This window comes from Pseudofrankia coriaricola, assembly GCF_001854805.1.
In the GTDB taxonomy this organism is placed as follows: domain Bacteria; phylum Actinomycetota; class Actinomycetes; order Frankiales; family Frankiaceae; genus Pseudofrankia.
Map to the genome: position 1 here is coordinate 1 of NZ_MBLO01000034.1, position 22,408 is coordinate 22,408.

The 22,408-nt window shown below is 70.2% G+C and carries 17 protein-coding genes and 1 pseudogene; 8 read left to right on the forward strand and 10 right to left on the reverse strand.

Translation table 11 applies throughout. The annotated features are described in order from the left end of the window. Positions 1-292: 292 nt before the first annotated feature. Positions 293-718 (forward strand): RICIN domain-containing protein, encoded by a 426-nt coding sequence (locus tag BCD48_RS56390; RefSeq protein ID WP_491677113.1) that lies wholly within the window; start codon positions 293-295, stop codon positions 716-718. Positions 719-1,237: 519 nt separating this feature from the next. On the opposite strand, the pseudogene BCD48_RS56395 reads toward BCD48_RS56390, so the two are convergent. Further along, positions 1,238-2,383: pseudogene (locus tag BCD48_RS56395) on the reverse strand (toll/interleukin-1 receptor domain-containing protein); the annotation flags it as partial. Between the two features lie 557 nt (positions 2,384-2,940). Here BCD48_RS56395 and BCD48_RS51080 point away from each other — a divergent pair. Continuing rightward, entirely contained in the window at positions 2,941-3,111 is a 171-nt protein-coding gene (locus tag BCD48_RS51080; RefSeq protein WP_157910442.1) for a hypothetical protein, read from the forward strand. Between the two features lie 92 nt (positions 3,112-3,203). Here BCD48_RS51080 and BCD48_RS05825 read toward each other — a convergent pair whose 3' ends face one another. Next, positions 3,204-3,659, reverse strand: coding sequence for a nitroreductase family deazaflavin-dependent oxidoreductase (locus tag BCD48_RS05825; RefSeq protein WP_241841538.1), 456 nt, complete (start codon positions 3,657-3,659; stop codon positions 3,204-3,206). 295 nt (positions 3,660-3,954) lie between these two features. Between BCD48_RS05825 and BCD48_RS05830 the strand changes: the two genes are divergently transcribed. From BCD48_RS05830 to BCD48_RS05840, 3 genes are all read left to right on the forward strand, one after another. Beyond that, positions 3,955-6,117 (forward strand): FUSC family protein, encoded by a 2,163-nt coding sequence (locus BCD48_RS05830; protein WP_131803808.1) that lies wholly within the window; start codon positions 3,955-3,957, stop codon positions 6,115-6,117. Positions 6,118-6,570: 453 nt separating this feature from the next. Next, complete coding sequence (locus BCD48_RS05835; RefSeq protein ID WP_071047274.1) at positions 6,571-6,924, forward strand: VOC family protein; 354 nt, start codon at positions 6,571-6,573, stop codon at positions 6,922-6,924. Positions 6,925-7,271: 347 nt separating this feature from the next. Then, entirely contained in the window at positions 7,272-7,505 is a 234-nt protein-coding gene (locus tag BCD48_RS05840) for a hypothetical protein (RefSeq protein ID WP_071047275.1), read from the forward strand. Here BCD48_RS05840 and BCD48_RS05845 read toward each other — a convergent pair. The 7 genes from BCD48_RS05845 to BCD48_RS05875 form a co-directional block, all read right to left on the reverse strand. Then, entirely contained in the window at positions 7,484-8,302 is an 819-nt protein-coding gene (locus BCD48_RS05845) for a polysaccharide deacetylase family protein (RefSeq protein WP_241841540.1), read from the reverse strand. The genes BCD48_RS05840 and BCD48_RS05845 overlap by 22 nt on opposite strands. 760 nt (positions 8,303-9,062) lie before the next feature. Further along, positions 9,063-9,824, reverse strand: coding sequence for a VC0807 family protein (locus BCD48_RS05850; protein WP_241841541.1), 762 nt, complete (start codon positions 9,822-9,824; stop codon positions 9,063-9,065). A gap of 172 nt (positions 9,825-9,996) precedes the next feature. Next, the gene (locus BCD48_RS05855; protein WP_071047277.1) at positions 9,997-12,186 is read right to left on the reverse strand and encodes an MFS transporter; all 2,190 of its coding nucleotides are present in this window, start codon (positions 12,184-12,186) and stop codon (positions 9,997-9,999) included. 289 nt (positions 12,187-12,475) lie between these two features. Beyond that, positions 12,476-14,125, reverse strand: a complete 1,650-nt coding sequence (locus BCD48_RS05860) for a protein kinase domain-containing protein (RefSeq protein WP_071047278.1) — start codon at positions 14,123-14,125, stop codon at positions 12,476-12,478. 173 nt (positions 14,126-14,298) lie between these two features. Next, positions 14,299-15,177 (reverse strand): hypothetical protein, encoded by an 879-nt coding sequence (locus tag BCD48_RS05865; RefSeq protein ID WP_071047304.1) that lies wholly within the window; start codon positions 15,175-15,177, stop codon positions 14,299-14,301. Between the two features lie 657 nt (positions 15,178-15,834). After that, complete coding sequence (gene add, locus BCD48_RS05870) at positions 15,835-16,947, reverse strand: adenosine deaminase (protein ID WP_491677114.1); 1,113 nt, start codon at positions 16,945-16,947, stop codon at positions 15,835-15,837. Between the two features lie 184 nt (positions 16,948-17,131). After that, on the reverse strand, positions 17,132-18,034 hold the full coding sequence (locus BCD48_RS05875; protein ID WP_083418232.1) for a lysophospholipid acyltransferase family protein: 903 nt from the start codon (positions 18,032-18,034) through the stop codon (positions 17,132-17,134). A gap of 387 nt (positions 18,035-18,421) precedes the next feature. Here BCD48_RS05875 and BCD48_RS05880 point away from each other — a divergent pair, with 387 nt between their 5' ends. Both BCD48_RS05880 and BCD48_RS05885 read left to right on the forward strand, forming a co-directional pair. Next, a complete protein-coding gene (locus tag BCD48_RS05880) occupies positions 18,422-19,111 on the forward strand; it encodes a M50 family metallopeptidase (RefSeq protein WP_071047306.1) in 690 nt (229 codons plus the stop codon). 45 nt (positions 19,112-19,156) lie between these two features. Next, entirely contained in the window at positions 19,157-20,059 is a 903-nt protein-coding gene (locus BCD48_RS05885; RefSeq protein ID WP_071047279.1) for an SOS response-associated peptidase, read from the forward strand. Between the two features lie 177 nt (positions 20,060-20,236). On the opposite strand, the gene BCD48_RS05890 is transcribed toward BCD48_RS05885, so the two are convergent. After that, complete coding sequence (locus BCD48_RS05890) at positions 20,237-20,803, reverse strand: YceI family protein (protein ID WP_071047280.1); 567 nt, start codon at positions 20,801-20,803, stop codon at positions 20,237-20,239. Positions 20,804-21,084: 281 nt separating this feature from the next. Here BCD48_RS05890 and BCD48_RS53235 point away from each other — a divergent pair, with 281 nt between their 5' ends. Then, positions 21,085-22,386 (forward strand): ComEA family DNA-binding protein, encoded by a 1,302-nt coding sequence (locus BCD48_RS53235; protein WP_241841542.1) that lies wholly within the window; start codon positions 21,085-21,087, stop codon positions 22,384-22,386. The last annotated feature ends 22 nt before the right edge of the window (positions 22,387-22,408 follow it).

Here is a 22,408-nt window from a genome sequence, read left to right on the forward strand (position 1 = left end):
TCGAGCAGGTCGCTGCCAACCGCGACCGGGTGCTCCCACTCCTCGTCACAGCCTGCGACAGACCAACGCGGTGAGCTACCTCGCCGAAGCCCTGGGGTGGACCCGAGTTCAAGCCGCCCTGTGGAATCGGTACGATCTTTCTGCGCTGCGACGAGGGGGACCTGCTGTGAGGGAGCGTGTGAAGGTCGACGCCGTGATCGAGGTTGGCATCCCTGGGTTCGCTTCGGTGTCGATTCAAGTACCGGACATCCTCAGTTATTTTGGACCGAGACGGGATCTAGCGGGCCCTTTCATGATCCTGGAGCGCAAGTCCGGGCTGGCTCTAAGGACTCCGGAGAAGTGCCAGCTGGGTTGGCAGCCTTACCTGCAAGCTGCATATGGCGACCTCGCCGACCAGTGGTTCTTCAAACGACCATCCCGTGGGTCCAGGGAACTGCTCATTGTCTCGGCCAGCAGTGGCATGGTGTTCGACAAGACCCCGGAGGATAGGAACGAGGCCCCGTTAATTCTGTGGGAAGAACACGCCGGCGCGGTACAACGGTGGCTGCTTGCAGCCTCGCCCGACCGGTTGGGCTGGATCATCCAGAGCTGCCACGATGGAAGGGTGCTCGATGTGGGTTTGACGCCGAGCGCGGATCGAAAGGCATGGACCTACGATGCGCACAGAGATCGTCATCAGCAGTTTCTGATTCTTCCGCTGGGTAGGGTCCTCAGCTAGCTTTGGCCGGCACAGAGCGGCAGCAGAAGGTGCAGCTGCCGGGATCGCTGCCAGCGTGGCCAGCACCGGCAGCCCATGGTTTCGCCAGCGGTTCACGCCGAGCTCGGCGCGCCAGCGGGCCACAGTGTCGGCGTAGTAGGAGGCCAGTCCTGAGGGCAGGCGGGCGACGTCGGCGGGGTCGCGGGCGTGGTCGCGGATCTGATCGAGCACGGTCAGCGCATAGATCCACACTCCGCCCGAGCGGTCCAGGAGCATACGGCAGAATCGATCAACGGAAGGCCCGGAGATGCGCAACGCCTCGGACAGTTCGGGATCGCTGGCGGTGATGGCAGTCAGATAGTTGAGCAGGTCGCGGTGGTTGGCCGCGCTTTCCACGTCGATCCGCTCGACCACTCGTGCCTCTGCGGGCACCGCGACCATTTTTGGCCGCGTCGTCGCGATGATGACCGTTCCCGGGGGAAGGCTTGGCGGTAGTCCAAACGACAGTTCGCCTGTCGGGGGCAGCGGGGCCTCGTCCAGACCGTCGATGAGCAGCACCACCGGCACACCTGGCGTTTCGCGGTCCCGGCGGGCGGCGGCCTCGGACAGCCTGCCCGACAACCATGCCGTCGACTCGGCGCGCTCGGGAAGGACTCCGTCTGGTGCGGCGTCCTCAAGCTGCCAGCGGGCGATGAGCTGCGCGCCGAGGTTACGCCGCGCGATCTGCGGCGAGCGGCCTTCGGCGAGGCGAGTGAAGTGCGCGGGCCAGACCCGGGTGTACGCGAGGTAGGTGGCCAACGCGGACTTGCCCATCCCGGCTTCGGCCTCGACGAGCAGATAGCCACCGCGGCGCTGCTGGACGCAACGGTTCAGGAAGGCGTCGATCCGGCCGATCAACTCGGTGCGGCCCCGGAATCGGCTGACCGGGTTGTCCAAGTCCGCCGGATCAGCGAGCCGCAGGTCACCCGGCAGTGGGTCGAGCGGGATCACAGCCTGTCGTAGCGACTGGAAAGGCCCGGTGAACCGCCGCGCGAGCGCTGCGCGGTAGTTGACTCCGACGGCTGGCCCGCCTGATGGGAGCACATTCCCCGTCTCGCCACCGCCGGGCTTGCCGCGGCTCAAGGCCGGCGCGACTCCGCCGAGGTCGGGGGCGGCGGAGCCAGCCGGAAACGGAGGCGTGGCTGGGGCACCCGAGGAATCGGATGGGAACGACGGCGCGCTGGTCGGCTTTGCTCGCCCACCGGACACCGCGAGCTTGGCCGCCTGTAACAGGTCATTGCGGGCTTGATGTTGTGAGATCCCGAACAGGTCGAACGACACGACGTGGTCAAGCAAACTGGGTCGATCGCAATCCGCCACCCGGGCGACGAGCAATCTGCGCCGCACCCCGGTCGGATCCGCCTTCCACGCGGCCTGCCACTCAGCGGTGCCGTGCACCGAACGGGCATAGCTGTCCGACAGCACTGCCAGGGTGCGGGCTGCGCGCCGGACGCCATTCTGCATGCCGACTATCCAGTTCGAGCCAGGCACGAAGTCCCACGCCTGCAGTAGCACCCGATAGCCGGTCTCCTCCAGTACCCAGGCGATCCACTCGGCCCACCCCTGGTCCGCCTTGGTGTAACTGATAAAGAAGTCGCGTTCCTCCGCCGCGTCGTCCGCCTCATCGGTGACATCCCCACTTGTCACGCGGCCAGTGTGTCACCAGCACAAACTGCACTAAAACGTCCGTGCCCGTGGTGGGCTGGCGTTGAGATGCGACCGTGTGGTCGATGTCGCTCCTTGCGGGACGACTAACTGACCGTCGATGGCTACCTGTCGCGAGTGATGCAGCCAGGTCGGAGCCATCGCGAGATCTTGAGATGGCCCCGAAGTGATCGGAGACGCAGTCGACAGGGATGGCTTAGACAGTGTCGACTAAGGCTCCTATGTGATTTTGGCGGCGCGTGTCCTGTGGTGAGTAGTCGGCGACGATGTCCGTGTTCTGTAGTGCTACGCATTGGATGGGTTGTTCTGGCTGAGAGAATCTGCCCGTTCGCGAGATTTCTGGACTCGCGATTTCCTTGCCACGGGCAAGACGCGAGTTTGTGTACTCGTCCAGAGTCGCGCGCTGCAGTTGCCCAGGTAGAGGGGATGTTTTGGATCTTCAAGGATCGCGGCCCGAATCTGCGAAGGCGCGAATCAGGTACGGCGCGTGGTGATGTCTCGCCAGCTCGTCGTCTGGTTGACCAAGGAAGATCGGCGGCATGTCGACGGATCTTGGGCTGCGGACTCGCCGAATGCGGGTGCGGTACCGCACCGACGACGGCGCGGTCGTCGACACGACGCTCGACAGGCTGACCGTGGACGAGGTTGCCGGTGGGCTGCAGGTCCGGGAGTTCCGTTGGCGGAAGGGCCAGCGTCACTACTCCGGATAGGTACTGGTCGTCCACTGCCGGCCGTCTGGTGATCTACGAGAGCCGTCTGGAACTGGGAGCGCGCGGAGTGGTTCTTCGGGCCGGCCCCCGGCTCAGGTCCGTTCGAGGAGCACGACCGGGATATCCCGATCCGTCCCGCTCTGGTAGGCATCGTAGTCCGGCCAGAGCGCCGTCATCGTGAGCCACAGGCGGGCCTTCTCGGCGGGCTCCGCCACCCGGGCCTTCGCTGGGAAGCGTTCCGTCCCGACCTGCAACTCGACCTCCGAGTGGGCGAGCAGGTTCAGATACCACAGCGGGTGCTCGGGAAAGCCGCCCTTCGATGCGACGACGACGTAGTCGTTCCCGTCCCGCCCGTAGATCAGGGGCGTGCGGCGCGGCTTCCCACTGCGACGGCCCCGCGTCGTCAACAGCAGCGTCGGGGCTCCCCGCTCGAACGAACCGTCGATGCCGTACCAGATGTGCCCATCGGCACCGCCGCTGTCGAGATAGCGGCGGGTGTGATCAGCTATCCAGTCCATCGGGCTGTCGCTGGGCGTCGTCTCGGTCACGCGATCTCCAGGCGAGTTGGCGTCGGGGCGTCTCGGTGATAGAAGCGCGGCGAACCGCGGTCGTCCCCGAACGGGCCCGGATCCGTTCGATGCGGGCTCACGCTTCGTGCCAGCATCCGCCGGCGCGGGGATGTTCCCATCCCTACCTGGAGTAGGTGGACAGCCGTGGGCGGCGAGGGCGAGGACGTCGGCGACCATGCCGATCGACTCTTCGGCGGTCACCCCGTGAGCGGCGTTTTCCCGCGGGGGTGGCTCGTGGTGCCGAGGGGGTGGGCATAGCGCCGGGGTGGAGCTGGTGCGGCGGGGAGCGTCCGAGTCGGGTCCGGCTTCGTTGCGGGGCGCGTTCACAGTGCGGCGGCCCCCGCCCGGGCGGGGGCGCCTCGCGCTGGTCAGCGCGTTGGCGACGGGGATCCCGCTGGCCGCGGGGCAGCTGACAGGACAGCTCTCGCTGGGGCTGACGGCGACTCTGGGCGCGGCGACGGCGATCTACTACCCGAGGTCCAGCTGGCGCTACCGGAGCCGGGCGCTGCCGGTGGTCGCGGTGGGAGCTGCCGCGGCGGGAAGCCTGGGGGCGGTGGCCTGGGGGAATCCGTGGCGCACGGCCATCGTGGTGGCCACGGTGGCGTTCGTCGCCACAGCGTTGTTCGCCGCCCTGCTCGCGCCCCCGCCCGGCGCGGTGCCGATCGTGGTCGCCTGCGCGGTCGCCACCCAGCTTCCGCCGGGCGTTGCCCCGGTCGTGACGCGGGCCGGACTCACCCTGGCCGGCGCGGCCTTCGCCTACCTGCTCACGATGATCGTTGCCCGCGGGGACCGGGCCGGGCCAAGCCGGCGCGCGGTCGCCGAGGCACTCGAGGCGCTCGCGACCATGTCCGACACACTGGGGACGGGGCGGACAGAGGTCACACGTCACGACGCCCAGCGGGAGATCCGCCGGGCGGAGGTGATCGTTGCCCGGGACCGCCCTGGCGGTCAGCTCGCCGCGATCGCCGCCCGTCTGCGTCGCGTCTTCACCCGGATCGTGGACTACGCGACGCTCACCGGGCGTCGGCCGCCCGCCAGCGTGTCCGGGCGCCTGCGGGACTACGCTGCCGGCGTCTCCGTCGGCCGGTACGACCCGGACCGAAGCACGCGTGCGCGGTGGTGGCGTCGCGCGCCCCCCGCCGACCCCGGACTGGCTGGCGACGCGGCGCTGGCCACCGCCTGGGCGGGCGCCGCGGCCCGCGCGTACGTGCTGGTTGACCGCGTGGACGCGCCGACCCACGCAGGGCGGCGCCCCTGGCCTGCGTCGCGGCCCATCACCATCGGGCCACCCATCCACCCCGGCCGGGTGGCGGCGCGGCGCGGGCAGGACCAGACGTCGCGGGCGTGGCATCGGCTCGCCGCGACGGTGGCCGAGATGACGCAACCGACGGGCGTGCGGCCGGTGGCGCCGATCATCGCGCCGACCCGGGACCTCCTCGCGGACGGGCTGCGGCTTCGGTCCCCGGCGTGGCCCTGGGCGGTGCGCAGTGGTCTGGCCACGGCCGCGGCGGCGCTGCTCGCGATCGCCGCCGGTATCGACCGGCCCTTCTGGGCTCCGGTAGCCGCCGCCACCGTCCTGGAGGTGCGGTCCGCCCGGGTCGCCGGGCAGCACACCCTGCAGCATCTGCTCGGAACCGCGCTGGGCACGCTCGCCGCCTTCGCGCTGCTGGTGGTCCCCTTCCCGGTGTGGTGGCTGATCCTGACCATCACCGTCCTGCAGGCCGCGATCGAACTGCTCGGCCCCGCCAACGGCGGTATCGGGGCGCTCCTGGTCATGCCGTCGACGATGCTCGTCGCCGAGTTCGCCGGCCCAGAGCAACTGGCCGGGCCGCTGGTCACGTCGCGGCTCCTCGGCACGCTGCTCGGGCTCGTCGTCGGCCTCGTCGCCTCGCTGGTCCTCTGGCCGCGGGCCGCCGCCCAGAGACTGCCGGACGCGCTGGCCGACTGCCTGCGTGCGATCGGCGTTCTCCTGGCGAACCTGCTGGTCGAGTCCCGCACCGGAAGGACGCCCCCGGCCCTGCGGCCAGTCCCGACGTTCGAGCACCCTGCGCGACACGGAGCGCCCGATCAACGGCGTCCCCCAACCGAACGGCGGCGGGGGGCGGCGCGCCACCACGTCGAGGCGACGCTGGAATGGCTCTCCGAAATGCACGCCGAGGCAGAGAACGAGCCGGGAGAGGCGGCCCGAGCGATCTGGCCCGCGGTGATCGCCGCCCGCAGGCTCGGCTACCTCGTCCTGCTCGAGCCTCCCGGGCTGCGTGACGCGCTGCCCGCCACCGCGGCCTCACCCGAGGCCATCCGCCTGCTGTTCAGCCAGCTCGCCGCCGCGATCCGGGGCGACGGCCCGTCGCCACCACAGGAACCGCCCCAACTGCCGCCGTTCCCGCCGCTGCGGGGCGAGTTCGCCGCACTTGTCGGCGCCGCCCCCCAGCGCTGACTGCCCGGACCGTGCATGGACGAGCCCGGACGCCCGCTGTGGCCATCAGCCCCGTGACGTACATCAGTGGACATCGGCGGAGTGGCGTTCGGTCCGGGCGTGCTGCTGGCCAGCGGCGGCGACGGTGCCGTCACCCAGACGCCGGTGAGCTCGGCGATGACATCAAGCGGTCCAGCGGTGCAGATGACGCATCCCTGCGGTGTGCAGATGACGCATCCCTGCGGTGTGCGTTGCCATGCCCACTCGTCAGGCCTTGCCCACAGCGCCCCGCCGTTCGGCCCGAGGTCGGAAGGATCAGCCACGCTGCCATCTTCGCTGTGGGCGCGAGCTGCGATGGGCCGAAGCGTGCCCGCACGCGTTGCTTGACGAGTTCCCCGGCGATTGAGGTGGGGAGTGAAGCGGGCGATGGCGTGGCACTGGCTCGCCCGATCGCCGTCCTGACAGGATGGCGACATGGAACGTGTGCTTGGAATCGGTGGATACTTCATGCGTGCCGCCGACCCGGTGGCCCTGGGTGCCTGGTATCGCGATTGCCTCGGCCTGGACGCTGATGAGCACGGCCTGTGGCATCAGGAAGTCGGGCTGACGGTGTTCGCGACGTTCGAGTCCGAGACCGACTACTTCGGGTCCCGTGCCCAGCAGGCTATGATCAACTTCCGGGTCCGCGACCTGGACGCGATGCTCGCGCAACTGCGCGCCAAGGGCGCGGACGTGGTTGAAGAGACGCAGGACATGGAGGGCGTCGGTCGATTCGGCTGGGTCACCGATCCCGCGGGTAATCGGATCGAGCTGTGGCAGCCCGCCTGACCGTGTCTTCACGCAGGCGATGATGTGCTGATGGCGCACCAGATTGTCGAGGTGTGAACTCTGCCAGAAGGCGTCGAACGCTCCACGGTTCAGCACGTAGTCAAGACCCGGCCCGAGAGCCAGGTTCTGGAGCCGGAATGGGCCCTACATGTAGCGGTACCGGATCCCGGCTCGCCAGCTCGACGGCCTTCTTGGCGTCCGGCTTGCCCCTGCACTTCTGGATGGCGTGACGGATACAGACCAGGACATCGTTCGCCAGGAGATCACAAACCAGGCACGATGGCGACTTCGCCCTCACCTGTCAGTCCTCGCCCCGATATCGACGCGTCGACGCGACGATGGGAGCTATGACCGGACGCCACACCGGTGACCCCGTCGTCCGCCTCGCCGCGCGGGTCGTGCTCCTGCATGCCAACAACGCGGTGCTTCTCCAACTGCACGACTGGCCGCACGAACCACACTGGCCTGCCCTGGCGGCCCGGGAGGCCCAGCGCGCGCCTGACGTCAGCGTTCAGGCGGGTCTCGGCGATCGCCTGGGGCGGAGCCGCGTAGCCGCCTGTTACAGCGTCACGAACGTGTAGCCCTTGCTTTTCAGCTTGGGCAGCGCCACCTCCAGGGCCTTCACCGTCTCCGAGCGATCCGTGCCGTGCCCGCTCGGCCGGTCCCCGTCACCGTCATGGCAGAGCAGGATGTCCCCGGGCTTCGCCGTCAGAAGGCTGTCGATGATCTTCTGCGTACCGGGGCGAGACCAGTCTCTGGGGTCGACGTTCCAGGCGATCGGGGTCAGGCTGTGCTTGGCCGCCGCTTCGAACACGGCCGGCGACCAGTCGCCGCCCGGCGAGCGGAACAGGCGCGGGGCGGTGCCCGCGGCGCCCACGATCGCGGACTGGGCGCTGCTGATCTCCTGTTCGATCGCGGCCGCGGACCGGTGAGCGAACGGCTGGGGATGCGTCATGCTGTGGTTACAGATCGCATGACCATCAGCGACGATCTGCCGGACGAGATCCGGGTGGGCCTGCGCCTGTCTCCCGACAAGGCAGAAGGTCGCCCGCACGTCGTACTTCCGGAGCAGCGCCAGTACTCGCGGCGTCCAGGAGGGATTCGGTCCGTCGTCCAGGGTCAGCGCGACGGCGTTGGCCGGGGCCCGCGGAAGGATCTGGTGCACGGTGTAGACGGGCCGTTTCGGCATGGCCACTGACGCCGCCGCCGGCGGCGTTGGCGTTGCTGCCGCTGCCTCGGCCGCCAGGGCCGGTCGCGCGGACTCGATCACGCCCGCCGACGTCAGCGCGATGGCCCCAGCCACGATCCAGGCCACCAGCCGAGATCGGACGTTGCGCTCGTTCAGGTCCCGCCTCGCCTCCGGTGACCGACCGCGCACGCATGCTCCCCGACGGGGTCCACCCATCCGACCGTCTGCATGCCACGCGCTTCCGGACCGGTTACGCAGGGTGCTCCTGGCGCGGATTGACAAGAGAAATGCTTTCCCGCGACACCTGCGGATGCCCGGAAAACCGGCACGTGAAACCGCGATCGGCTGGCCGCGCCCACGAGGAGAATGCTTCTTCGCACCCGCCCGGCGAACGCCTGCAGGTTCGCCGCTTCTGCCCCGCGAACAGATGAGATGACATGTACCGGAACCGTGGGCAGAACTCGGCGTCGGTCCGGCGTACGCGCCCCGGCGGGTTCGTGCTCCCGACCGGAACGAGTACAACGTTAGACAGGACTCGGGGCCGAGGGCAAACGCCCGGCATCACCGGGCACGGTGCCGATCGCTGACCGAGCGCATTCTCCGCTCACCCACAAGGAGATCGGCGGCCGGCTTGTGACCATCGTCACACGCCGTCCACCGTTTGACGTATCCAAAACGTGGCTGGTCTGCGTCATGAAGTAATGAACGCGCCAGCAGGAGGGCCGGGTAGGCGCCGCGAACTACCAGATCATGGGACCGGTCCCAGGCGGTAGGAGCTGTACAGGCCTCCTCCACGAATATCAACGAGCCGCATGATCGAGGCGCTCGCCAGCAAAATCGTGTAGTTGCACGCTTCACCGTTCTGGAACGCCGGTCGGCCGGCGCGCACCCCACGACGATGCCATGGGATCGCGACGCGGCCCGCGAAGGGAACAACCGCGAAGCGCCATCAGGCCGCGCGAGCTGCGCGGAGACCTTCCTGACCGGCGACCCGCCACGACCAGGCGATTGTGATCAACGTGGCCACGACGGGCAGGGCGGTGCCGGTGATCCCGCGGACCGCGACGAAGACCTCGGTCGTCTGGGATGTCAACAACCAGTACGTGAAAGCGGAATTCCCGAGATTCACCGCCGCCCACAGGAGGGTGAGCCCGAGGAACAGCTTGCGCACGCCGGGCCGGGCCGTCACGCCGGGAGGCAGCGGGCAGAAGTCGCGAGCCAGCCGATGAACGAGGGGCCGCGGAGAAAGAGCGGACAGCAGGAACATCATTCCGATGATTCCAGCGACGATGACGGGCTGAAGGAAGTAGACGAAGGCGCTGCCGCTTATGATCGCTACCGCGGTGCGCACGGTCAGCCCGACCGAGGACAGCACCAGCAGCGCCGGGATGCGCCGCCTGGTGGCCACACGCCGGCTCACCGCGGCGTATTCCCACACCAGCGCGGCCAACGCCGCCAAAGTGAAGCTGGAAAGGTGCAGGACGACAAGAAAAAGAACCGCCGGTATGACCGTCGCCTCGATGAGATGAGGCAGCCCGTGTCTGGCGATCATCGTAGGCTTGGGGAGCCGGGCGTCGGCCTGCGGGACCACCTCGCCGGATCCCGCCGTGGCGGCGGTCGGGCGGTGGAGCACCGACCTCGCTCCCGTCAGAAAAATCGTCGTCTCCAACGGGTCGGGGCTGGGCCAGCGGTCCGCTACCGCCCCAACCATACGCCCGTCCAACGGGCCTGTTTCATCCAGCCAAGTCGGCCGACTTTGGCGGCACATCTTCTCGTCCGGAGACCTCGCCCGCCCGGGCCCCACCGCGACGTCGGTCCGAGTTGGAGCGTCTCTCGCGGTGGTTCGGGTACATCTCTGATCATGGATGTGACGGAGAACAGCCTCACTCCGCAGCCGTTCCGGATGATCCGTGGGAGCTGGCGGTGGTGGGTGTGGTGGGGGTGTTGAGGCGGGCCAACTCGGCGTCGACCATCACCTGATGTTCCTGCTCCTGGCGTCGGGCGGTGCTGGGGCGCCACGGCCCGGCCATCAGGAAGATGAGCGGGATGAACACCAGCTCACCCGCGACAGCGATCCAGAAGTAGGTCTGCCACTGGCCGGGGGAGTCCTCCGCGGCCTTCTGTACCTTCGCCCCGTTCTCGTCCAGGTACATCAGCACCGCCTGCACCTTCGGGTTCTGCAACGGGGTGCCGTACTTGTCGAGGTAGTCGAGGTCCGCCGCGGGCACGGCGGCGAGTGCGGTGAGCTGGTCGGCGGCCTGCTGCACCGCGTCGCCGTTGGCGTCCATGAAAAGCAGATCGGGCAGCGGCACCGCGCGCAGGTCGGTGAGCCTGGTGTGGGCTACTTCCGGGGTGAGGCCGAGCTTCGCGGCGATCTCGCCCTCGGCTGTGGCCGTCGCCGCCGTGTCCGCCGGGTTCGTCAGAACTGTGACGATCGTCTGGTCGTCGATCGTTTCCGCCGTGGCGAGCTCCGCCCCGTAGCGGCCGCTGAGATCGATCACCCGGGCGACGTCGGCGACCGGCTTGCCGGAGATCTCGCTGAGCGCCGCGGCCTGCGTCGCGGTGTTCGCCGGGTCCTCGGACAGCGCGCTCTGGGTGGATGGGGTCAGCTTCGCGGCCGTCGCGAGCTGTGTCTCGTACTTCGTCGCGAGGGCCTGAACCTTCCCGACGATGGCCGGGTCCGCCGCGACGGCCTTGACGACGGCGTTCTGGGTGGCGTCGAGTGTCGGGTCCTGCCCGCTCGCCGCGGCCTGCACGGTGGGGCCGTCCTGGACCAGCGGCGTGACGGTGGTGACGACGTAGGGGAGCAGGAAGGTCGAGACGGTGACGACGGCGCGGATCGTCAGCCCCCACAGCGCCAGCCCGGTGGCGGTGAGGGCGGGGTTGCGCCGCTCGACGGTCTCGGTGAAGCTCGCCATCCACGGCGCGAACGCGAGGCCGAGCGAGATCGCGAGCGGGACGAGGATCCCGACGAACGTGTAGTAGCCCGTGTCGGCGTGACTGGTGCGGCCGATCAGCAGCAGCGTGCAGACGACCGCGCCGACCGCGCCGACGACCATGAACGGCTTGCGGACCCGCAGCCGGTCCGACACCCAGCCGATCAGGATCAGCGCCGCCGCCTCGCAGCCCCACATCCAGTTGCCCAACGCGTTCGCCTGCGAGGTGCTGAACCCGAACAGTGTCTGGAAGAAGATCGGGAAGAAGCCGACGGCGACGAAGTAGATGAACAGGAACAGGCTGATGGCGAGCGCCGAGCCGACGATGTCCAGGTGCAGCATCTGCCGCCACGGCCGGCGCAGCGCCGCCTCGAGGTCGGCGGCGTCGAGGCCCCGGGCCCTGGCCTCGACCAGGGCGCGGTCGCGTTCGCTGACCATTACCTGATCCCGCAGCCGCGGCGAGAGTTCGCGCAGGAACAGCAGGGCGATGATGAACACGCCGAGCCCGGCGAAGCCGGCGATCACGTATTGGTCCCGCCAGTCGGTGAGGTGATCGGCGGTGTTGCTCACCACGACGCTGACGATCAGGCTGCCGGCGACGGGGCCTATCGTCCAGAAGCCCATCGCCGACGCCCGGCCCACCTGCGGGCTGAAATCACGGATCAAAGCCGGCGTCGCGACGAGCACGGTGCCCTCGATCGCGCCGAGCAGCGAGTAGAGAATCCCGACGCTCCAGCCCGACTCGACGTTCGGAAAGCCGAACAGGCAGATGAGCGCGCAAAGCAGCACGCCGATGGTCACGATGTTCGCTCGGCCGTAGCGGTCGCACACCCCGCCGGCGAGCGACGCCAGGGCGCTGGCGAGCGCGGACACCACGTTGATGTTGACGAAGAACAGGAACGAGATGCCGGTGCTGGTCAGCACCTGCTCGCTGACACCGCTGATCAGGTAGTACTGGTAGTAGAACAAGATCGTCGTCAGGACCACGATCGACAGAGCCGCCAGCCGCGGCCCGAGCGCGGGATAGTGCGCCAGTTCCCGCCGCCACAGCCGGCTGATCCCGAGTCCGGTCTCGTCACCGGTCCCGCCAGGCGGGAGGTCTCGGGGAGGAGTGCTGGCGGCGGCGGTTGCGCTCATGGCGGGTCCTGTCGCTGGTGCGGCGCCAGATCCGGCGATCGACGGCGTGTGCGCAGGTTAGGGGGACCATCGGGCGGTTTCAAGCAGTTCGCCCCACTCCGGGACGTCCTTCGGTGCTGCGCTGGTGATGCGAGTACCCGCCGGATCGGTGCGTCACATCGCCGGCACGCACGGCGTCAGTCGACCGCTCGGCATGAGTGGGCCAGGCGGGCGACTGCCGCGCTGACCGGCGGGACGCGGTTCGGGTGGGCGTTGGGAAACAGATGATCCGGTCAGTTGGGCCCCCGCCCTAGCCGCCAGTGACGTGGGCGTCGCCGAACACCGTGACCGATCGGTCCCAGTAGTCCGCCTGCACCTTCGTGGTCATGAGGCGCAATCGAAGGACTCCCGTGACGTTGATATCGACGGGGACGGAGTCGCCCAGTTTGACGGTGTGTGACGCCAGCCGGCGACCGTCGCCAAAGACCTCGATCAGGTAGACCGTGCCGCTCGTGGCGTCGTCCGAGAGCCCCACCGTCGTCTGAAGGTGCTGGAAATGCCTTCCAAGGTCATATTCCACGTACGTTGGAGTTTCGCCGCTGTACCCGAGGTTGGCGGGGAGTCGAACGCTGTGCACGTACGCGGCGCCACTGACCGAGGCCGATCCATTCGTGCCCGGAGCGGAAGAATCTACATTCTCCTGTACGATTTTCGAGTCCGAGAGATAGCGGTCGACAGTCGTCGGTGCCGCGCTCGCGCTCGGGCCTGAACTACCTGTCCCAGCTGTGGCCGGGGATGTACCGCTGCTACCGTTGTTCTCCCGGCCCGACGGTTCGTTGGGTAGATTCGCGAGAATTCCGACGACGACCAAGACTACGAGCAACGCCGCGCCGAGTGCGCCGAAAACCCAGGGCAATGCGCGGGAGCGCGACGGGCGAGGAGATGGTGGCGACGGTATCCATGGCGCCGGCGGCTGAGGAGGCCCGGGTACGGTGCGCGCTTGGGACGGCGACGGGGCGGGCGCGGTGAGGGTGTAGCGGGTGAGGTCGGCGCGCACGGTCGCGGGCAGCCAGCCCCCACCGATGCGCAGCCGCTCATCGGTGGACGCCTCCCGACACAGTTCGATCAACTTGGCGGGAGTGGGTCGGCTTGCGGGATCCTTCCGCGTGCACTGCTCCAGCACCGCACGGACCTGATCCGGGCAGCTGTCCCAGTCGGGCTGTTCGTGCAGGATGCGATGGAAGACGGCGGCGTCACCGCCGAACGGGTATTCGCCCGTGGCCGCGTAGTAGGCGGTGGAACCAAGGGTGAACACGTCCCCAGCTGTGCCGAAAACCTTTCCCTGTACCTGCTCGGGGGCCATGAACGCGGGCGTTCCAATCCGAGCCCCGGTCCCGGTGAGGGCCGCCGAGGAGGATTCGACCGCCCGCGAGATGCCGAAGTCGATCACCCGCGGGCCCTCCTCCGCGAGGAGGACATTCCCCGGCTTGAGGTCACGGTGGACGACACCCGCGGCGTGGATCGACTGGAGTGCTTCCGCCACCCCGGCGATCATCACGAGGACGGTCTCCGCCGGTAGTGGCCCCTGTCGGGCCACGGAGGCGGCGAGCGAGGGAGCGGGTACGTAGGCGGTGGCCAGCCAGGGCAGGGGCGCGTGCGGGTCACAGTCGATGACGGGGACGGTATAGAGGCCTTGGACCCGCTGAGCGATCGTCACCTCTTTCTCGAAGCGACGGCGGAACTCCGGATCGGCGGCGAACTCCGCCCGGGCGACCTTGAGCGCCACCGGCCTGCCGCCGGGAGTGTAGGAGAGGTAGACGGCACCCATGCCGCCCGCGCCGATCCGGGCTCTGAGCAGGTATCCGCTGATCACACGAGGATCCTGCGGAGTCAGCGGTGTGAAGACCGCGGCCCAAAGCGGCTCCGTCCCGTCAGACGTGTGAGGTGAAGCGCTCGTCATCGGTCTCCCTCGGCCGCTGCCCTCGGCGCGTGACTCCTGACAATACGCATTATTCCGATCACCAGGCGACGCAGATGTGCAGAAAATACCGCGAGTCGCCACCAGCGGATCGCTCCCCGGTCAACGTCGAGCCGTGGCCGGGTACGGTCCGGGGCCTGCACGCGGCCCGTGAGTCAGGGCTGGATGACGTCGTCGATGGTGGTGGCGGTGCCGGCGCGGCGTAGCCAGGTGTCGAGCTGGTCGAGGTCGGTGCAGGCGAGGATCTGCTCGCGGGCGGTGTCGGGGACCGCCACATGGCGAGCATCCAGCACCGTCAGCACCGAGCGCCCTTCACCCTCCGCACGGCCCTCTGCGCGTGCTCGGGCGTCGAGCTGGCGGTAGAAGTCGCTGTAGTACCTGTGTCCAACAGCGCGGGCCATGTACGCCTCCCATCTGGTCCGGACCGCATGAGGCAACCCGGCCACCAATATGTCATCGTACGAGGCCGCCACCTCGGTCGGAGCCGTTCGCAAGACCTCCGCGAGCGCGGGGAAGTGGTCGTCGATGTTGGGGTCGTTGCCGTGGCATATCGCGGAGAACACCGCGAGCGCGGGATTCGCACGAGCCTGGTCGACGTCGACGATCCGAGGCACATCCCGCGGCGAGAAGATGAGCGGTTCCTGCGGTGAGTAGCGGCCCCCGGGCTGGTATAGCCGCTGATAGCGCCGAGCCACGGTGGGGTCGGGACAGTAGACGAGCAGAAGCGTCCTAACCCGCAGGCGCACGGCCATGTGCGCCACGTAGAGCATCCATGTCCACTGCTTGCGCGGATCCCAGCCGCGCTGGATCTCCAGCACGACACCCAGTACCGGGTGATTGTCGGCATCCTTGAACAGCAGCGCCCCGTCGGCATGGTAGGTGCGGGGAGCAAGCATCCGCATGTCGGTGCTCGGCTCCGTGACCTCGCGAAAGCTCGGCACCTTGACTAGAAAGATATCCGACAGTAGGTCGAGCACTACGTTCGGGGCAAGCGTGGCCAGCTCGATTGGCGCCTCGTGTTCTCCGCTCGGCATGGCGCCCACCATAAACAAATCGGCCCGTATATGGCAAACCGGCACGGAAGGTAGTCGCTCGGAAAGCTCGTCGAAACAAATCGAGCGCTCGTCGAGCGCTTTTGTCGACGATTCGGCTCGCCGAGCCCACGTTCAAACAGTTACCCGGCTCAATAGTCAAATGCCGACGTCGACGCCAGGAAGACACGCGTACCGAGCCGTCCACCGCGCTGGCCGTCATTCGCTGGGCGTCGCGGCCGGTCGGTGGGCGGTGTTGGTGGCGGTGAGGACTAAGGGGCCGAGGATGCGGCCACGGGCTGGCCGGTGAGCTCGGGGGCGCCGCCCGGGAGGGTCAGGTAGCTCATCGCCAGGCGGACCACGCAGTCGGCGACGAGCTGGCCGTCGCCCATCTCGCCGTCAGCCGGATCTTCGGCTCCGCATGGTCCGGGCCGCTCGCGGCCGCTGACCGGCGGGCCAGGCCGCCGTCGCGCGCGGGCCCTTGCGTGTGGGCCCCGTAACCGGGCCGTCCGAGGATGCTCGGGCGGCCCGGCCCCATTCTGAGAGGCCGCGGCGGGTGTCCTCGCGGTGGCCGCGCGCTCGCGCCTGGCCGGCCTGCGTCAGACAGTAACGCGGCGACGGCGCTGGGGGATCCGTGTTTTCCCTGAGTCCTGGTGCGCGTCAGCGTGCGGTGAGCGCGTCGACGGCGGCGCGCTGCTCGGCGACCAAGGCCTCCTTCCGGTCCTCGTCGAGGAACGAGTGGCGGACAGCGGCCGTGGCGAGCCCGGCGACAGCCGCGCGGGACAGGCCCAGATCGCGCAGCGCATGCAGGTACTCCTCGCGCAGGGTCGTGCCGAACATCGGCGGGTCGTCGCTGTTCAGCGTGACCGACAGCCCCTCGGCGATCAGCCTGGGCAGCGGGTGGCTCGGGTAGTCCGCGACGACGCCGGTGCACAGGTTGGACGTCGGCGAGACGTCGAGCGGGATGCCGTCCGCGCGCAGCCGCGCGAGCAGCGCGGGGTCCTCCAGCGAGCGGATGCCGTGGCCGATCCGGTCGGCGCCCAGGTACTCGACGCTGTCCCAGATCGTGCGGGCACCGGTCGTCTCGCCGGCGTGCGGGATGCTGCGCAGGCCGGCCGCCCGCGCCGCCGCGAACGCCTCGGCGAACTGCGGCCGGGGAACGCCCGCCTCGGCGCCGCCGACGCCGAGGCCGACGACGCTGTCACCGCCGTGGGCGATCGCGTACCCGACGGTGAGGTCGGCGACCTCGAGGATGTCGACGTCGGGCAGCCCGCCGGGGATGTCGGCCATCCAGCGGATCTCGATGCCGGTCGCCGCCCGCGCCTCGGCCCGGCCGCGGTTGATGCCGGCGAACACGTCCTCGATCGGGACGTCGCGCATCGTGTGGATGTACGGGGTGAAGTAGATCTCCGCGTAGCGGACGTTCTGCGCGGCGAGGCCGAGGGCGGTCTCGCGGGCGAGCAGCGCGAAGTCGTCCTCGTCGCGCAGCACCCGCACCGCCGTCCGGTAGACGCGCAGGAAGTGGCTGAAGTCCTTGAAGGCGTACCACTCGCGCAGCGCCTCTTCGGATGTCGGGATGTCGTCGACCTGGTGACGGCGGGCGAGTGCGAGCACCGTGCCGGGCAGCATCGAACCCTCGAGGTGGACGTGCAACTCGACCTTGGGCAGCGCGTCGACGAACTCCTCGTTGCTGACGGCGCTGCCAGCCGCGGCGTTGTTTCTGATCGCCCTGTCCCTGATCGTGCTGCTGTCGGCGACGTCCGGGTGCGACACCATCAACAACTCTCCGGGGTCTCGGCCGCGCACGGCGCGGCATCGCGGGAAGCCAGCCTCGCCGACGCCGCCGCCAGGATGGCGGCGAGCGGGCTGCGTCCGTCCTGGTGACGGGTGCCGAAGCTGGCGATTCGGACGATCCGCCGCGCGGCTGGCTCCCGTCAAACAGCCTGACAGAAAGCCGTCAGGCCGCCGGGGGCGTCGTCTGCTCAGTCGGCGCCGCCGCGGTGCTCTCGGCGCCCGCCGGCGCCTGTTCCGCCGGCACCTGCTTCGCCGCCACCTGTACCGGCGACGCCCGCTCCGGTGACGCCTGGTCGGGCAGCGGGTGAGCCGTGGACGCCGCGGGAGCTGGGTCGTCAGGGCGGGTGGACGCGGCGTCCTGTGGGCGCGGCGGCGCGGAACCGCCCAGGTGGGCCGGCTGCCACCAGTCGGGCTCGCCGGGCGCGGGCGGCGGGTAGCGGTGCTGGTCCTCGTCGAGCAGCTTGCTCATCGCGTCGAACAGCAGGGCTGTGCCTGCCGCCGGGTCCGCCAGCTCCGCCGGCGGGATCGGGGCGCCGACCGTGAGCGAGACCGGGGTGTGCCGGGCCTTACGCAGATTGCGCGGCTGGCCCTTGGTCATGATCCGCTGGCTGCCCCAGATGACCAGCGGGATCACCGGCACGTCGGCTTCCCTGGCCATCCGCGCCGCGCCGGACTTGAACGGCGCCAGGCAGTAGTGCGGGTGGATCGTCGCCTCGGGGAACACGCCGACCAGCTCGCCGGCGCGCAGCGCCTCGATCGCCACCTTCAGTGACCCGGCACCGGCGGCCCGGTCGACCGGGATGTGGTGCATGCCGCGCATCAGCGGGCCGGTCACCTTGCTCTCGAAGGTCGGCTTCTTCGCCATGAACCGGACCATGCGCTTGCGCTCGCGCCAGAACGGCACGCCGGCGAGCGCGAAGTCCAGGTAGGAGATGTGGTTGATGAGCACCACAGCGCCGCCGGTCGCCGGGATGTTCTCCCGGCCGCGCACGTCGAGCTTCAGGTCGAGAGCCCGGAACAGCCCGAGCGCGACGCTGATGACCGGCCGGTACACGTACTCCGCCACCTGTGCCTCCGTCCTGTCCAGCCGTCCGCCCAGAGTGCGCCGGCTCGCCCAGCGCCTGCCGGCCGGGTATGGCTTCGGCGACCTTCCGAGGTCAGGCCGCAGGTCGGGGTGGCCACGCGCCCGCTTCGGCGTGGGCCGCCGCGGCCGCCGCCGGCCGGCCAACATTACCGCCACCGGCGGACACTTCCGGCCCATGCCGGCCGGGTGGCGACGGCCGGGGTGCACCTTCTCCTCGGAAACCGGTATGAACGGGCCGTAGGGGAATGCGGCCGACGACCGCGTGGTCACCGCGATGGCCCGTCATCGGGACGGGCCCGCCGTGGTGGCGCCGCCGCGCCGTCGCCGGCCACGAGGCTCCCCACCGAGGAGACGGCCCTGTCTGACCTGCTGCACCGCGCGCTCGTCGTCCAGCCGGCGCCGAGCCGCGCGGTACTCGCCGCCGCCGGCCTGCTCGCGCTGCTGGCCGTCGCCAGCAACCGTTCCTGGCCCGTCGCCCGGCACGTCATCACGATCGTCCATGAGGCCGGGCACGCCCTCGTCGCGCTGTGCGCCGGGCGCCGCCTCGCCGGGATCCGGCTGCACTCGGACACCTCCGGAGTGACGATCTCCTCGGGCCGGCCCCATGGACCCGGGGTGGTCTGCACGGTCGCCGCCGGCTACCCGGCGCCGGCGCTGCTCGGCCTCGGCGCGGCGGCGCTGGTGTCGACCGGGCGCACCGCGCTGCTGCTGCAGCTGTTCGTCGTGCTGCTGGTCGGCGTACTGGTCGTGATCCGCAACGGGTTCGGCCTGCTGTCGGTGGTGGTGAGCATCCTGATCGTGCTCGCCGTCTCGGTCGTCGCCCCGGACGCGTTGCGCGGCGGTTTCGCCGCCTGTGTGACCTGGTTCCTGCTGATCGGCGGCGTGCGGCCCGTGTACGAGGTGTCGCGGTCCCGCCGCCGGCAGCGGGGCGGCGGCTCCGACCCCGACCAGCTCGCCCGCCTCACAGGCTTGCCGGCCGGCCTGTGGGTCGCCGTCTTCGCCGTGTCCAGCCTCGCCTGCCTGGCCGGTGGCACCGCGCTGCTCGCCGGTGTCTGGTAGCCGCGTGCGCTCCGAATCGTCGTAGGACGGTCCTACGCTGAACACATGTGCGGCCGGTATACCCAGACGCTAAGTGCGGACGACCTCGCCGACGCGATGTCGGCCCGTGACGACACCGGCGGCGAGGTGCGTGAGCGCTATAACGTCGCCCCGACCACCACCCAGCCGATCGTGACGGCTGAGCGCCCGAAGCCATCCCCCGGGGACTCCGCAGGCGGCGCCGACGGCGCCGACGGCTCCTCTGAGACCCCTGTCGCGAGCGGCCGCGTGCTGCGGCTGGCCCGGTGGGGGCTGGTGCCGTCCTGGGCGAAGGACGTCTCCATCGGCTCGCGGATGATCAACGCGCGGTCGGAGACGATCGCCGAGAAGCCGGTGTTCCGTAAGCCGTTCGCCGCGCGGCGCTGCCTCGTCCCCGTGACCGGCTTCTACGAGTGGCACCGGCCCGAGAGGAAGAAGCGCGGCCAGCCGTACTACATCCACCGCGGCCAGCACCCGGGCATCGGCCCGGCCGGTCCGCTGCTCGCCTTCGCCGGCCTGTACGAGGTGTGGCGCGGTGGCGACGAGCCACTGACCACCTACACGATCCTCACCACCGGCCCGGCCGTCGGCCTGGAGTTCCTGCACGACCGCTCGCCGGTCGTCCTGCCGGCCGCCGCCTGGGACCGCTGGCTCGACCCGGGCTACGCCGACACCGACGCCCTGCGCGCGTTGCTCGTCCCGGCGCCGGCGGGTGTGTTCGAGACCCACCCTGTCGACGCCGCCGTCGGCGACGTCCACAACCAGGGCCCCACCCTGGTCGAACGCATAGAACTCCCGCCGGGCGCCCCCGACCCCCAGGCGACTGCCCCCGCCCCGGTGGCGGGCGAGCCCATCGACCTCTTCACCGCCCCCGACCCCGCATCCCCGACGACGGCCGAGGCCCCTGTCGATCTGTCCGGCCACGTCTGAAACGGCCGGCATCGGCCTGGAGCGTGCTGGGCACGTCCCCGCGGCCGCTCCCATGGCTTGGTGGGCTCGTCCGCGTCGCAGAGCGGAGGGAGCCCACCAGGCCATGAGCTAGCGGCGGAGCGGCGTCGCCGGCGCGCGGTATGCGAACCAGCGACGGGTCGTGGGCGGCCGGGCGGGTCAGGCCTGCTTGATGGCGGAGATGTCGAGCTGGATCTTGACCTTGTCGCTGACGAGGACGCCACCGGTCTCCAGGACGGCGTTCCAGGTCAGGCCGAAGTCCTTGCGGCTGATGGTGGTGGCGCCGGTGAAGCCGGTGCGGGTGTTGCCGAACGGGTCCAGCGAGCTGCCCTCGAACTCCATCGCCAGCTGGACCGGCTTGGTGACGCCCTTGATGGTCAGGTCGCCGGTCATCGTGTACTCGTCGCCGTCCTGGCTGACACCGGTGCTGACGAAGGTGAGCGTCGGGAAGCTCTCGACGTCGAGGAAGTCAGCCGAGCGGACGTGGCCGTCACGGTCCGCGACGCCGGTGTCGAAGCTGGCCGCCTGGATCGTCACGTTGGCCGCGGACTTGGCCGGGGCGGAGCCGTCCAGCTCGAGGGTGCCCTCGAACTGGTTGAAGTAGCCACGTACGGTCGTGACCATCGCGTGCTTGGCCGAGAAGCCGATGCGCGAGTGCGCGGCGTCGACGGTCCAGGTGCCGGTCAGCGCGGACAGGTCGGTCGTGGTGACGGTGGCTTCGGACATCTGGGTCCTCCTGGTAACGCGGATCTCCACCGCCGCCGGTGGCGGTGGACGTCTCGACCGGTGCTGGGTATCACCGATCGTTGCCCGAGCAACTATATAGAGCGACGCGCGTATTCCCACCGCCGCTCCACGCCCGGATGGTGTGCCGCTCGTCCCAGCCGTCCTCACCATGCTGGCAGGGCCCCGGCCTGGATCGGGCAGGGCTGTGGACGGGCGGTCGCTGTCCACAGCGGCTCGCTGACCGGCCCGCGGCGGCGTCGCGCCGGCCTACGGTCCGGCCCATGACCGATCAGCATCTCGACCGCCCTGACCGCGCCGGTCGCGCCGCCGCGACCGACCCCAGGCGCGGTCTGATCGACACCTCCGCCGACCGGACGTCGCCCGGTCGCGCCCACCTGCCAGACCTCTCCGAGCTTTCCCTCGCCGCCCTCCCGGCCCGCCCCGGCCCGCTCCTAGCCGGCCCCGGAGAGGATGAGGAATCGGCGGCGTGGGCCGCGCCTGACCCGGGCTTCCTGCCCGGCGAAGGCGCTCCACCCGGCCGGGACCCGGCGGATCGGGGTGGGGGTCCGGCGGGCTGGGCTGCCTCCGAGCGGGTGGTCCCCCCGGATGTCGCCGCCCTGCTCGGCCTGCGTTCGGTGGACTCAGGACTCGGCGCGGCGCGGCGCGAGTCCCACCCGGCGGACGATCATGACTGGGAGGGCGACGGCCCGGCGAGTGCGCGACCGTGGGAGGACGGCGGGGCGCCGCTCGGCGGGCCCGACGACGCGTACCTGAGCACGCTGGACCGCGGCGTCCCGTTCGAGCGGGAGCCCGAGCCCGAGCCGCCGGGCCGCCGGCGGGGGCGTGAGCTCGGTGCCAAGCTGCCGGCGGTGCTGCGGGGCGCCGTGTTCGACCCGGCGGCCCGCGGCGCGATGGTGCTCGCGCTCGTCGCCCTGGTGGCCGCGGCCGTCGCCGCATTCTTCGCCTGGCATGGCCGGCCGGTCCGGATCGACACCGCTGCCGGCGGGGGGACGGCGCGCCCGACGGCCGGGACGGGCGCTCTCCCCGGCGGCGCCACGTGGGCCGGCACGGCGTCCGCCGCGGCGAGCGCGTCCGGCGGGGCGAGCCAGAGCCCCACCCCGGCCGCCGAGGTGGTCGTCGACGTCGCCGGCCTGGTGCGCGAGCCCGGGGTGGTACGCCTGCCGGCCGGGGCACGGGTCATCGACGCGATCGAACGGGCCGGAGGAGTGCTGCCGGGTACCGACACCACCGGTCTCGCGCTCGCCCGCCAGCTCGTCGACGGCGAGCAGATCCTCGTCGACGGCAAACCGGGCCGCGCGCCCGCGGGGCCGACGGCTGAGGCGGGGACTGGCGGCGCCGGTGGCGGGCCAGGCGGGGGATCGGGAAAGGCGGGGCCCATCCACCTGAACACGGCGACGGTCGAGCAGCTGGACACGCTGCCCGGCATCGGCCCGGTGCTCGCCGAGCGGATCGTGCGGTACCGGGAGGAGAACGGTCCATTCGCCTCGCCGGACCAGCTCGCCGAGGTCCCCGGTGTCGGGGACCAGCGCCTGGCCGAACTGCTCCCGCTGATCGCGCTGTGAGCGGGCGGCCCAACCGGAAGCC